The 12,407-nt window shown below is 59.8% G+C and carries 12 protein-coding genes; 3 read left to right on the plus strand and 9 right to left on the minus strand.

Going from position 1 to position 12,407, the window contains the following annotated elements; genetic code table 11:
- The first annotated feature begins 56 nt into the window (after positions 1-56).
- Positions 57-410, plus strand: coding sequence for a DUF1428 domain-containing protein (locus HG264_RS03545; protein WP_169406358.1), 354 nt, complete (start codon positions 57-59; stop codon positions 408-410).
- A gap of 175 nt (positions 411-585) precedes the next feature.
- On the opposite strand, the gene HG264_RS03550 is transcribed toward HG264_RS03545, so the two are convergent.
- The 9 genes from HG264_RS03550 to HG264_RS03590 all read right to left on the minus strand — a co-directional run bounded on the left by HG264_RS03550 (position 586) and on the right by HG264_RS03590 (position 10,844).
- Positions 586-948 (minus strand): YciI family protein, encoded by a 363-nt coding sequence (locus HG264_RS03550; protein ID WP_169406359.1) that lies wholly within the window; start codon positions 946-948, stop codon positions 586-588.
- A 26-nt stretch (positions 949-974) separates the two neighbouring features.
- Entirely contained in the window at positions 975-1,811 is an 837-nt protein-coding gene (locus tag HG264_RS03555; RefSeq protein WP_169406360.1) for a YciI family protein, read from the minus strand.
- A gap of 74 nt (positions 1,812-1,885) precedes the next feature.
- The gene (locus HG264_RS03560; protein WP_169406361.1) at positions 1,886-3,109 is read right to left on the minus strand and encodes an RNA polymerase sigma factor; all 1,224 of its coding nucleotides are present in this window, start codon (positions 3,107-3,109) and stop codon (positions 1,886-1,888) included.
- A 137-nt stretch (positions 3,110-3,246) separates the two neighbouring features.
- Positions 3,247-4,452 carry a pyridoxal phosphate-dependent aminotransferase gene (locus HG264_RS03565; RefSeq protein ID WP_169406362.1) on the minus strand — a complete coding sequence of 402 codons (1,206 nt, stop codon included), beginning with the start codon at positions 4,450-4,452 and terminating at the stop codon, positions 3,247-3,249.
- A 15-nt stretch (positions 4,453-4,467) separates the two neighbouring features.
- Entirely contained in the window at positions 4,468-5,877 is a 1,410-nt protein-coding gene (locus tag HG264_RS03570) for an amidase (protein ID WP_169406363.1), read from the minus strand.
- Positions 5,878-5,969: 92 nt separating this feature from the next.
- On the minus strand, positions 5,970-6,914 hold the full coding sequence (locus tag HG264_RS03575) for a D-2-hydroxyacid dehydrogenase (RefSeq protein ID WP_169406364.1): 945 nt from the start codon (positions 6,912-6,914) through the stop codon (positions 5,970-5,972).
- Positions 6,911-8,164: an aspartate aminotransferase family protein gene (locus HG264_RS03580; protein ID WP_169406365.1), complete on the minus strand. Its 1,254-nt coding sequence runs from the start codon at positions 8,162-8,164 to the stop codon at positions 6,911-6,913. Before HG264_RS03580 ends, HG264_RS03575 begins: the two co-directional genes overlap by 4 nt.
- Positions 8,165-8,241: 77 nt before the next feature.
- Positions 8,242-9,378 carry an isocitrate/isopropylmalate dehydrogenase family protein gene (locus HG264_RS03585; protein ID WP_169406366.1) on the minus strand — a complete coding sequence of 379 codons (1,137 nt, stop codon included), beginning with the start codon at positions 9,376-9,378 and terminating at the stop codon, positions 8,242-8,244.
- 5 nt (positions 9,379-9,383) lie between these two features.
- The gene (locus HG264_RS03590) at positions 9,384-10,844 is read right to left on the minus strand and encodes an NAD-dependent succinate-semialdehyde dehydrogenase (RefSeq protein WP_169406367.1); all 1,461 of its coding nucleotides are present in this window, start codon (positions 10,842-10,844) and stop codon (positions 9,384-9,386) included.
- A gap of 128 nt (positions 10,845-10,972) precedes the next feature.
- On the opposite strand from HG264_RS03590, the gene HG264_RS18475 reads away from it, so the two are divergent.
- Positions 10,973-11,194: a hypothetical protein gene (locus HG264_RS18475; RefSeq protein WP_218573040.1), complete on the plus strand. Its 222-nt coding sequence runs from the start codon at positions 10,973-10,975 to the stop codon at positions 11,192-11,194.
- Positions 11,184-12,362: a MalY/PatB family protein gene (locus HG264_RS03595; protein ID WP_169406368.1), complete on the plus strand. Its 1,179-nt coding sequence runs from the start codon at positions 11,184-11,186 to the stop codon at positions 12,360-12,362. Before HG264_RS18475 ends, HG264_RS03595 begins: the two co-directional genes overlap by 11 nt.
- Positions 12,363-12,407: the final 45 nt, after the last annotated feature.

A 12,407-nucleotide genomic window follows, 5' to 3' on the forward strand; every position in this document is an offset into this window, starting at 1 on the left:
CGACTGAGGAGAGCATCATCCATCCGGGATGATCGCAAGCCAGCGAGGATAATGTCATGTCATATGTTGACGGATTTGTCGGAGCGGTGCCGACTGCCAACAAGGAAGCCTACCGCAAACATGCCGAATCAGCGGGTCACGTATTCAAGGAATACGGGGCCATCAGCTTCGTGGAATGCTGGGGTGACGATGTGCCTCCCGGAGAAATCACGTCTTTTCCGATGGCAGTGAAATGCAAGGAAGACGAAACGGTGATCTTTTCGTGGATCGTCTGGCCATCCAAAGCCGTGCGGGACGAGGGCATGCAGAAGGTTATGGCCGATCCGCGAGTACAGCCCGACGTGAACCCGATGCCCTTCGATGGCAAGCGCATGATATTCGGTGGGTTCGAACCAGTCGTGGACTTGTAGGGGAGGCTGGCTCGATAGAGCCAAAACGAAGGTCGTCCACCAGCCATAAGGTTGAATGCATAAAAGGGCGTTCTGCGGCGGTCGTTACGCCGGCCGTCCGGTGTCTACGACGGCATCACATCTTTACCCACGGATCGAAGCCCTGGGACTACCCGTCCCAGGGCCATCTTTTGCGCTAGGTATCCTTCGGCGGAAGTTCACGCACGGGTCTGACTTCCACACTGCCAAGGCGAGCGGGTGGGATGTGGGTGGCGAGCTGCAGGGCTTCATTGAGATCGCGGGCGTCCAGCAGGTAGAAGCCGGCGAGCTGCTCCTTGGTCTCTGCGAAAGGGCCATCAGAAATGACCGTTTCGCCGTCGCGGATGCGGACAGTGGTGGCGTCAGTAGTGGGTTGCAGCGCTTCGCCAGCCAGGTAATTGCCCTGGTGGGTAAGTTTTTCGACGCAACCGACGCACTCCTGATTGAGGTCGTGCCACTCCCTTTCTGACATGCTATTGATCAGGCTTTCCTGCAGGTATACCAGGGCGACATATTTCATGGTTCTCTCCGTATCGTTGGCCTGGCTCAGGCGGGCTGGTTTATCAAGCCACAATTGAGCATCCAGCTAACGCCATAGCGATCGGTCAGCGTGCCGAAACCTTCGGCCCAGAAGGTTTTCTCGAAGGGCATCTGTACCGAACCGCCTGCGGCGAGTTGATCGAATATCTGCTTGCCCTGCGTCGTATCGGTGTATTCCAGCGCTATCGTCGAGCCGCCGGACGTTTGCCCGCAGCTGTCGCCGGCCATATCACTGCCCATAATCAGATACCGGCCGATGCGCAGCTGCGCGTGGGCGATCAGATCTCGGGTCTCGACTGGGAAGTCTGCCGCCATGGGCGTTTCTTCGAAGGTGAGCATGGCTTCGATCTCGCCTCCCAGCGTGTCGGCATAAAAGCCGAAGGCGTCACGGCAGTTCCCGGCGAATGCCAGGTACAGGCTAAGACTTTGCGGACGTCTGAGGCGTTGCTGCTCAAGGTCCATATGGCGATTCAGCGCTGCGCCAGGTGCAAAGTCCGCCAGCTCGTAATAGCGACGCAGTTCAAGTGAGACGTTGCCGTTGTTGTCCTGCACCGGCCACTGTCTGGCCCTCTCGAGGGCTTCTTCGGTGGAATCGACCTGTAGCACGCTGTAACCGGCAATGACTTCATTCTCGTCGAAGGGGCCTTGTGCCACGGTGGGTACCCCGTCGCCAAAATTGATTCGGTAGCCCGCAGAAGTGCGTGTAAGTCCATCCCCGGTCAGAAATACGCCTGCGCGTTGCATCCTTTCGTTGTACTCAGCCATGGCGTTGAGCATCTCCTCAGAAGGCATGATGCCCTTCTCGGTGTTGGCATCGGCTCTGCGTATCAGCATGAATTTCATGTTTGTCTCCCTGGTTGATTGTCACGTGCCTTGATAGTCGTACCAGGCAGGCGCAAATCGACAGGCCGACATGTTTATCCCAGGCTATCCAGCCGACGCTGCAGGAAACGGCGTTCCGGCTCCTGCCGGGTGAGGCCGATCGCCCGCTGAAATGCCTCGCGTGCTGCGCCGACATCGCCAGCGCGTCGCTGCAAGTCCGCTCTGGCTGCGTGAAACAGGTGGTAGCTTTGCAGCTCTGGGGCATCTGCCAACTGCTCCAACAGAACAAGTCCGGCTTGGGGGCCGTCACGCATGGCAACAGCCACCGCGCGGTTCAGTGAAATGACTGGGGAAGGATCGAGGCGGATGAGCACATCGTACAGTTCAGCGATTTCGCCCCAGTCGGTATCGGCTGCGCTTGCGGCGCGGGCGTGCTCCGCCGCGATGGCGGCCTGCACACTGTAAACACCCGGCTGAGGCATTTGCATGGCCGCATCAAGACACTGCAAGCCTTCCGCGATCTTGGCAGCGTCCCATAACTGCCGATCCTGTTCCTCAAGGGGAACCAGTTCACCATTGGACCCCTGCCGCGCAGCGCGACGCGAGTCCTGCAGCAGCATCAGCGCCAACAGGCCGTACACCTCGGCTTGCGGCAGCAGTTGACTCAACAGCCTGCCGAGCCGCACCGCTTCATCTGCCAGATTCACCTTGGTGACCGTTGCACCTTCGCTGCTGGAATAGCCCTCGTTAAATACCAGATAGACCACTCGCAATACGCTGTGTAGACGTTCCGAAAGCGCCTTGCCTTCGGGAACCTCGTAGGGAATCGCCGCATCGCGAATCTTGCGTTTGGCACGCACGATGCGCTGCGCAATAGTTGCCGGTTGCTGCAACAGGCTTCGCGCCACCTGCTCGGTGGTCAGGCTGCACATCTCACGTAACGTCAAAGCCAACCGGGTTTCCAGCGCCAGGCTTGGATGACAGCAGGTAAATATCAGACGTAACTGGTCATCATTGATGCTGCTGTCATCGAAGTTGTGCGTCGGGATTTCATCAAGCTCGATCTGCTGTTTCCGGTGCTGGCTGGCCGTCTGCCTACGGCGTATCTGATCGATACCTTTGTGGCGCCCCGCGCTGATCAACCAGGCGGTGGGGGTGTCCGGAATTCCCTGTTCAGGCCATTGCTGTAGCGCGGCGGCGAAGGCTTCATGCATGGATTCCTCGGCCAGCTCGAAGTCGCCGAGCAGGCGAATGAGCGTTGCCAGTACGCGGCGCGATTGGGTGCGGTATAGATGGTCAAGAAGGCTGGGAACGGGCATGGACGGGATCTGCGATCGGGTTTGCGCACCAGACAGGATAGACCGGTTTGAACCCGGTCGGAGTGACCCGTATCACTCCCGGGGGAGACGCCAGCGCGGGCACTGTAAATCAATAAGTCGCCCGCGCTGGTCTGGGGTTATCCGAAATCCTGTTTTTCCATCCATGGGATGATGCGTTCGAACGCCTTGTCGATATTTTCGAGCGAAGTCGAATAACTCAGTCGAATGGCATTGCTGCAGTGACTACCGAAGGTTTCACCAGGAATGGTGCAAACCCCGGTTTCCTTGAGCAGCCGAAGCGCGACGTTGGTGCCGTTTACGCCTTCGGGCAACGAGGGAAACAAATAGAACGCGCCTTCTGGCTTGTAACCGGTGAGGTAGGGCGTTTGCTCGACCAGTTCCACCAGCCGGTCGCGGCGTAGTGTGTATTCGGAGCGCATATGGTCAATAAAGGCATTGTCCCCATGCAGTGCGGCAACGCCTGCCCACTGGCAGGGCGTATTGGCGACGGTGGTCGTAAACATGTGGTAGCGCCGCAGTTTCTTGATCGCCGCCTGGCTGGCAATCATCCAGCCGATGCGCATGCCCGGCATGCTGTAGGTTTTCGAGAAACTGCTCATCACCATCACGTTGTCGATATCGCTGGCGCATGACAACACGGACGGATACTCCTTGCCGTCATAGATCAGATGGTCGTAGACCTCATCACTGATCACCTGGATATCCCGGTAGGCGGCTTCCTCGAGGATGGCTTCGAGTGTTTCCTTGGGATAGACCGTACCGGTCGGATTGCTCGGCGAGTTGAGTACGATGCCGTAGGTATGCGGCTCTATCGCGTCGATCACCTCCTGCGGATCGAGCTGATGGTTGTTCTCGACACGCGTTCGCACCTCGGTGACTTCGCCGCCGTTCATCCTTATCAACGGGGCGTACAGCGTGAAAGCCGGGTCCGGCACAATGAAATGCCGTCCGGGGGCCGAGACCGCTGTGAGGGCCAGATAAATAGCCTCTGTAGCGCCGGTGGTGACGAGAATATTTTCCGAGGTCAGTTTGCGCTGGTAGCGATCGCTGTAATACACAGCGAGGGATTCAAGTAATTCCGGCAGCCCCGCATCCATGGTGTAACCGGTCTGGCCCGCGCGCAGCGCCTCGATTGTCGCGTCGATGATGTTGGTCGGCGTCGGCAGATCCGGCTGGCCGATGGACAGGTGAATCACATCTTTCATACCTGCTGCCATGTTGACCATACGGCGAATGCCGGGAATCGGAATGGTCAGCAGCGCCGGATTCCAGATCGGATCTTCTGATTCGTACAGCTCGATGTCCATATTGCTCAAAGACATGTGACCTCCTGGCGCTCAGGCGCTGAACAACGATGGGCGACGGTCAGTCAGTGGCGCAGCCTGTTGGTAGGCATAACCGGCCTGCAATACCAGCGCGTCATTGAAGCGCGCGCCCACCAGCTGGAGGCTGATCGGCATGTTGTTGCTGTCGAAGCCGCAGGGCACGGCCAGGCCAGGTTGGCCGGTCATGTTGAAAGGGTAGGTAAAGGGTGTCCAGGTAGGCCAGCGTGTACTGGGCCAGTCCACTGGAACTTCGCGACCGGTATCGAAGGCGGTGAGGGGCAGGGTGGGCGTTAGCAGCAGATCATATTTCTGATGGAAAGTGGCCATGCGTTCACGCAGCGCCATGGATTCGTTCACCGCGCCGAGGTAGTCGAGCATGCTCAGGCGCGAAGCTTTTTCCGCGACGGCCACCAGTTGCGGGTCCATCAGCTCGCGCTTCTTCGGTCCCAGATCGCGCATGGCATTCGCAGCGCCGCCATAGAACAGATGTCCGAATGCGGCGAGCGGGTCGCTGAATCCCGGATCGACCCGGATTACCTCTGCACCCAGCTGCTCGAAAACTTCCGCAGCCTCGGCAATTGAAGCTTCAATTTCAGGATCCACGTCGACGTAACCCAGGTTGGGACTGAAGCCGATTTTCAGGCCCTTCACGCCTTTCTTGAGGTTGGCCAGATAGTCGATGTTGCGCCGGGGTACGGCGTTGGTATCGCGATGATCGGCTTCGCTGAGCACGTTCATCATCAGCGCACAGTCCTCCACGGTCCAGGTCATGGGACCGGCGTGGGCGAGGGTGCCGAAGGGGCTGGCTGGCCAGTGGGGTACTTCGCCGAAGGAAGGTTTGAGCCCGACGATGCCGCAGAATCCCGCGGGTATGCGGATGGAGCCGCCGGCGTCCGTACCCAGCGCCAGAGGTGCCATGCCCAGCGCGACCGCAACGCCGCTGCCACCGCTTGAGCCGCCAGCGGTTTTTTCCGGATTCCAGGGGTTATTGGTGGCGCCATCGATAGGGTTGTCCGTCACACCCTTCCAGCCCATTTCCGGGGTGGTGGTTTTGCCGATCGGCACGTAACCGTGGCGGGACAGAGCGGCCGTTGCGGGTGCGGACTTGTTCAGGGTGCTGGCCGGGTCTACGGTTTTCGAGCCTTTGAGCGTAGGCCACATCGGCGTGAGGAATACGTCTTTCACCGCCACCGGCACGCCATCGAGCAGGCCACGGGTTTCACCGTTCTGGTAGCGCTGTTCGGATTCACTGGCCAGGCCCAGTGTTGTGTCCCGATCCACCAGGCAGAAGCCGTTGGTGTGGGTATCTATCCGCTCAATCTGATCGAGCATGGCGCTGGCGGCTTCTACTGGCGACAGACTTTTATCCCGATAGCGCGCAAGCAGTTCAACAGCGGTCAGCTGCAGTATGTCTTTGGACATGATTGTTTCTCCCGTCGTCTTGCTCTACACGAAAAAACACGTCCTTCGACGGATGGGGCGTAGCCGCGCGATCGCAGCCCGCCTTCGCCGTATCAGCTCTTTTTCACCTGGTTGAAAAGAGCCTCTCCTTTTTGCCAGCGGTTGAAGTTGGCGACGAACTGCTCGCCGAGTGCCTGTTGCCAACCGATGAAATCGCCGGCCATATGCGCCGATATCATCACGTTGGGCATGTCCCACAAAGGATGGTCCTGCGGTAGGGGCTCCTGTTCGAACACGTCCAGTGCTGCGCCTGCAATGTCGCCCTCTTGCAAGGCAGCGACCAGATCATCGGTTACGACGATAGCTCCGCGCCCGACATTGATCAGCCGCGCGTGAGGCTGCATGGCCTGGAAGGCGCGACGATCGAAAAGACCCTGAGTGTCATCAGTCAAGGGTGCGGTGATCACCACGAAATCCGCCTGCGGCAGCAATTCGAGCAGCTGATCGTTGCTGACAACCGAATCAAAACGCGGATCGTCGCGGCTGCTGCGCGCGGTGCCTGTGACTTTCAGGCCCACCGCCGAGAGCAGTGTTGCGACTTCGCCGCCAATCGAGCCGGCTCCGATGATGAGCGCATGTTTGCCAGTGATCATCTCGGTGTCGCGGTGCTTCCAGCGGTGCTGGCCCTGCAGCGACAGATTCCCGAGGGTATCCTTGGCGAACATGAGTACAGCGCCCAGCACATATTCGGCGATCCCGCGGTCGAACACGCCGCGGGCATTGGTGATCTGAACATCGCTGGCTACCAGGGCAGGGAACATCAGCGCGTCGACCCCGGCACTGGCCGTGTGCACCCATTTGATACGGTGCTCCTCCGGCCAGCAGCGCTCGAGCACGCCGGTGCGAAAGTCCGTCACCAGCAACACGTCTGTGTCCGTCAACGCCGCGCGCAGTTCGGACTCTTCACTGACCGTACGCACCCGAACCTCGCTCGGCAGCGTTTCAAGCCCCGGCAAGGTTTCGTCCCCGGGCGCAACCAGTACCAGCACCTCGGTCATGGCTGGACCTCGGCCAGCGCCTTGGCGAAACGTCCGACTGCGTCGGTTACCTCCTCGGCAGTCACCACCAGCGGCGGCAACCAGCGCACAATCTGGCCGTCAATACCGCAGCGCAATAACAGCAGGCCCTGCGCTTCTGCGGCCTCGGTCAGGCGTAAGGCGACGTCGGGCATCGGCTCTTGCGGCCCTTTGCCAATCTCCATCCCCAGCATCAACCCCTTGCCGCGAATGGTAGAGATAATCGGGTAGTCACCCTGCAGTGCATGCAGCTGATCCCACAACTCGGTTCCGCGGGCAGCGGCATTCTCGATCAGATTCTCCTGCTCAATCACCCTCAGGGTGGCCAGCGCCGCCGCGCACGACACCGCGTTGGCGCCATAGGTGCCGCCCTGGGAGCCGGGTGCGCCCTTGGCCATAAGCTCCGCCGAGGCAGCAATGGCCGAGAGCGGAAAACCGCTGGCCAGGCCTTTGGCGGTGATCAGAATGTCGGGCTGGACATCGAAGTGCTGATGGCTCCAGAACTTGCCGGTACGTCCGTAACCGGCCTGGATCTCGTCACAGATCAACAGGATGCCGTGTTTTTTGCAGCGCTCGGCCAGCCCCTGCATGAAGGCGGTATTGGCGGGGTAGTAGCCGTACTCGCCCTGTACCGGTTCGATCAGGATGGCAGCGGTGTCCTCGGGGGCGGTCTGGGTCTTGAGGATATGGTCCAGCTCGCGTAGGCAGAACGCATTGGTCTGTTCTTCGCTCCAGCCGTAACGCCAGCTGTGCGGGTAGGGCGCAACCACCACGCCCGCCATCATCGGGTGGAAGCCGGTACGTACCTTGGTGCCAGAGGTGGTCAGCGAGGCAGCGCCCATGGTGCGGCCGTGGAAGCCACCGTTGAACACCACAATGTTGGCCCGCCGCGTAGCGTGCCTGGCCAGGCGCATGGCCATTTCTACCGCTTCGGAACCGGAGTTGCTCAAGGCTATCGAGTCGATGCCGGACGGCATCTTCTCGACCAGTCGGTCGGTCAGCTCAAGCATCGGCCGGTGCGTGACGGTGGTGTACTGCGCGTGGATCATCTTGCCGACCTGCTCCTGCGCCGCCGCGACCACCGTCGGGTGGCAATGCCCGGTGCTGGTCACACCTATTCCGGAGGTGAAATCGAGGTAGGCCTTGCCATCGGTGTCATAAAGCCAGCTACCCTGGCCATGGTCGGCGCAGACGCGGCTGGATTGCTTCAACAAGGGTGATAAGTGACTCATATAGAGACTCCTGTCGGGTGGACGGGGCCTGGGTCCCGGTGAAGCGGTAGCGACGGCAACGCCGCCGCGATTCGGTGTCAGCTGTTGAGGCGTTCGATCACGCCGGCGGTAATAGCCTGGCAGCTGCGTTGTTGCCCCCCTGCAGCATGCAGATCGCGGGCCACAGCGTTGCGTAGAACCTCGGCGGGTTCGTTGAAGCCGAGCCATTCGAGCATCATGGAGGTGGTCAATAGCATGGCCGCCGGGTTCGCTTTGCCCTGGCCGGCAATATCCGGAGCACTGCCGTGTGTCGGTTCGAACAGCGCGGGCAGCTCGCGACTGTCCGGATTGATGTTGCAGGATGGAGCCAACCCGAGCCCGCCGGACAACACGGCAGCAAGATCGGTCAGAATATCGCCGTGCAGGTTGCTGGCGACGACCACGTCAAATTCCCAGGGGTTCTGCACAAATTTCATACAGGCCGCATCGACTAACTGATGGGCTACCCCTATATGCGGAAATTCGCTGGCCACTTCCGCGAAGACTTCGGTATAGAGTTCTCCCCAGGTGGGCTGAGCGTTGCGCTTGGTGATCAGGCAGACCTGCGCCGGCGCGTGCCCCTTTTCCTCACAATAAAACTGCCGTGCCGCATCCCGTTGCGCCATGCGCTGCTCGGCACGCAGGAAGGCATGGCGTATCAGCCGCTCGGTGCCACGCCGGGTAAAGACTTCCAGCTGGGTCGCCACTTCATAGGGCGTACCCTTGTTCAAGCGGCCGCCCTGATTGACGTACTCTCCTTCACTGTTTTCGCGGATGACCAGCATGTCGACGTCCGCTGCCCGTGGGTCGGCCAGGTACCGCGGGGCCCCCGGCAGCAAACGTGCGGGTCGCTCACAGGCCCACAGGTCCAGCCCCTTGCGAAAAGTCAAAAGGGGCTCAAGCGAGATGCTGTCGGACAGCTTGTAGCGATTCGGGTCGCTGACCGGGCCAGGATCGCCCAGCGCGCCCATTAGCAGTGCGTCATATACGCACACCCGGCGCAGCGCATTGGCTGGCATCATCTCGCCGTACTCTTTGTGCCAGGCGGTGCTTGGCCAGTCGAGACGATCCCAGATCAGTGGCAGCGAGTAGGTTTCACGCAGTACTTCCAGCACCATTTCGGCGGCATCCATGACCTCCACTCCAATACCGTCCCCTGGCATCAATGCGATGCGGATATCGGATTGCTCGGTCATAGAATTTACTCCGTGCCCATGCAGATGTATTTCAGTTCGGTATATTCCTCGAGACCGTGTCGTGATCCCTCGCGGCCGAGGCCAGATGCCTTGACACCACCGAAGGGCGCCATCGGGTTGGATATGGCGCCTTCGTTGACACCCACCATGCCCGCTTCGAGCGCATCGGCAACCCGCCAGCAGCGGTGAATGTCGCGGCTGTAAAAGTAGGCTGCCAGGCCATAGGGCGTATCGTTGGCAATGCGGATGGCTTCTTCTTCTGTGTCGAAGGTCATGATCGCCGCCAGCGGTCCGAAGGTTTCCTCGTGGCACACCTGCATCTCGGTCGACACGTCGGAAATCAACACAGGGTGTACGAAACTGCCCTCGTCGCTATCGGGAGCGGGGCCGTAAAGGTGGGTGGCACCTTTATCAATCGCATCCTGATAATGCTGCTGCACTTTTTCAGCCGCCGCGCGGTTGATCAAAGGGGCCTGCGTGACGCCGTCGTCAAGACCATTGCCGAGCTTCAGCTCGCCCATTGCCTTGGCCAGCAGCGAAGCGAATTTCTCGTGTACGCTGCGTTGGACCAGAAAACGGTTGGCGCAGACGCAGGTCTGCCCGGTGTTGCGGAATTTGCAGATCATCGCACCTTCAACGGCGCGCTCGAGATCCGCATCATCAAAGACAATGAACGGTGCGTTGCCGCCCAGCTCCAACGAAACCTTCTGAATATGTTCTGCGCACTGGGCCATCAACTGGCTGCCGACGCCGGTCGACCCGGTGAAACTGAGCTTGCGCACGATCGGGCTGCTGGTCAGCACCTTGCCGATCATCTTCGAATCACCGGTAACGATGTTGAACACGCCCGGCGGAATGCCCGCTTCGTGGGCGAGTTCGGCGAGTGCGAGTGCCGTATAAGGAGTTGCCTCTGAAGGCTTGACGATCATGCTGCAGCCGGCTGCCAGCGCCGCGCCGGCCTTGCGGGTGATCATCGCCGCCGGGAAATTCCACGGCGTTATGGCTGCCGTGACGCCCACCGGCTGGCGGGTGACGATAATGTGCTGGCCAGGTTTGGCACCGGGGATGGTTTCGCCATACATGCGCGGTGCTTCTTCGGCAAACCAGCGAACGAAGGACGCGGCATAGGCTACCTCGCCACGGGATTCAACCAGTGGCTTGCCCTGTTCCATGGTCATCAGGGTGGCGATATCTTCCTGGTGATCAAGCATAAGCTGATACCAGCGCATCAGCAGATTGGCGCGCTCCTGGGCGGTGGTTTTTTTCCAGGAATCGAAAGCCGTCTGGGCAGTATCAATCGTTGATTCGATCTCCGCTGCGCTTAGTGATGGAATGTTGCCGAGATCCTCGCCGGTGGCGGGGTTGTCTACGCTGATACGGGCTTCGTTCTGGGCATCGACCCAGTTCCCGCCTATGTAACATTGCTGGCGAAACAAGCGTGGTGAACTCAAGCGGGAAAGTGACATCAAGCCTCCTGTTTTATAGATGCGTCACTGAAACGCAAGGGCTGCTGGCTCGCGCTGAGTCAACCAACCCTTGTCCCAGCGTAGGCAGGTTAATGAGGCTATGCAACCCTGGCTGCAGAAGCGCGTTCATGCGGGCTGAAACGCAGCGGCGAGGCGTCTGGAACAAGCTCTCAAAGCTGGTGTTTGTCAAGCAACAAGCACTTGCCTTTCCGGGGGTGGTGAGCCTGAATGGAGCAGGGATTAGTGAACCTGAGGATCACGATGGTCGAGGGATGTCGCTGTTATATGCATTGCGCGTTAGCGCCACGCCTTTTGAACAACAAGCGAGGGAGCACGGATATGAGTTTTAATTTCGACCAGGAGATCTGCCGCGAAGGCACCCAGTCTGTCAAATACGATGCGCGCAGGGCGGTGTTCGGCGGCGAGGATGTGATGCCGCTGTGGGTGGCCGACATGGATTTCGCTGCGCCCGAAGCGGTCACCCGCGCGCTGGTCGAACGTGCGCAGCATCCGGTTTACGGTTATAGCCTGTTCCCCGATAGCTTGTATCAGTCAATGATCGACTGGTTTGCTACCCGGCACGACTGGCATATCGAACGTGACTGGATACTCATGGCCCCCGGAGTCGTGCCGTCTATTCACGCAGCCATCATGGCCTTTGCCAAGCCGGGCGAGGGCATTATCGTCCAGTCACCGGTGTATCCACCTTTCTTCAGCTCGGTCAACAAGACTGGACGGCGGCTGATCGATAATCCGTTGCGCCTGGAAAACGGGCGGTATCGGATGGATATGGAGCACCTTGAACAATGCGCGGCGGCGGGTGCGCGGATGCTGATTCTGTGCTCCCCGCATAATCCCGTCGGGCGCGTCTGGGATGAACAGGAATTACGCGCAGTGCTGGCAATTGCCCGGCGCCATGAATTGATGGTGCTGTCCGACGACATTCATTGTGATCTGGTGTTTTCCGGTAAACGTCATCTGATGCTGGCCAATCTGGCGCAGGCGGGCGATCAGGTCGTTACCGCGGTGGCGCCGAGCAAGACGTTCAATGTACCCGGGCTGGGGCTGTCAGCGCTGGTGGTTCCCGATCCGGAGCACCGCAAGGCACTCAAGCAGGTATTCGAAACCCTGCACATGGAGCAGGCCAATCCCTTCAGTCTTACTGCGTTCGAAGCGGCGTATCGATGCGGCGGCCCGTGGCTGGATGCGTTGCTGAATTATCTGCAGGACAACCGCCGTTTCGTCAGCGAATACCTGCACGAGCATATACCCCGCATCAGTCTGATCGAACCGGAAGGCACCTACCTGCTTTGGCTGGATTGTCGTGGACTGGGGTTAAACGATGCCGGGCTCAAGGCTTTTTTCATCAAGCAGGCCGGGCTGGGACTCAATCCCGGAATCAGCTTTGGCGAGGGCGGTAGCGGCTTCATGCGGCTGAATATCGGCACCCGTCGAACCAACCTGCAGCGGGCGATGGACCAGCTTCGCCTGGCGGTTGAAACAATGTCCTCCAAGTGACGAACGGTTCGCAAACCGCTGCCTGCGGAACGGCACTTTTCAAGC

Origin of the sequence: Pseudomonas sp. gcc21 (assembly GCF_012844345.1) — a bacterium.
In the GTDB taxonomy this organism is placed as follows: Bacteria; Pseudomonadota; Gammaproteobacteria; order Pseudomonadales; family Pseudomonadaceae; genus Halopseudomonas.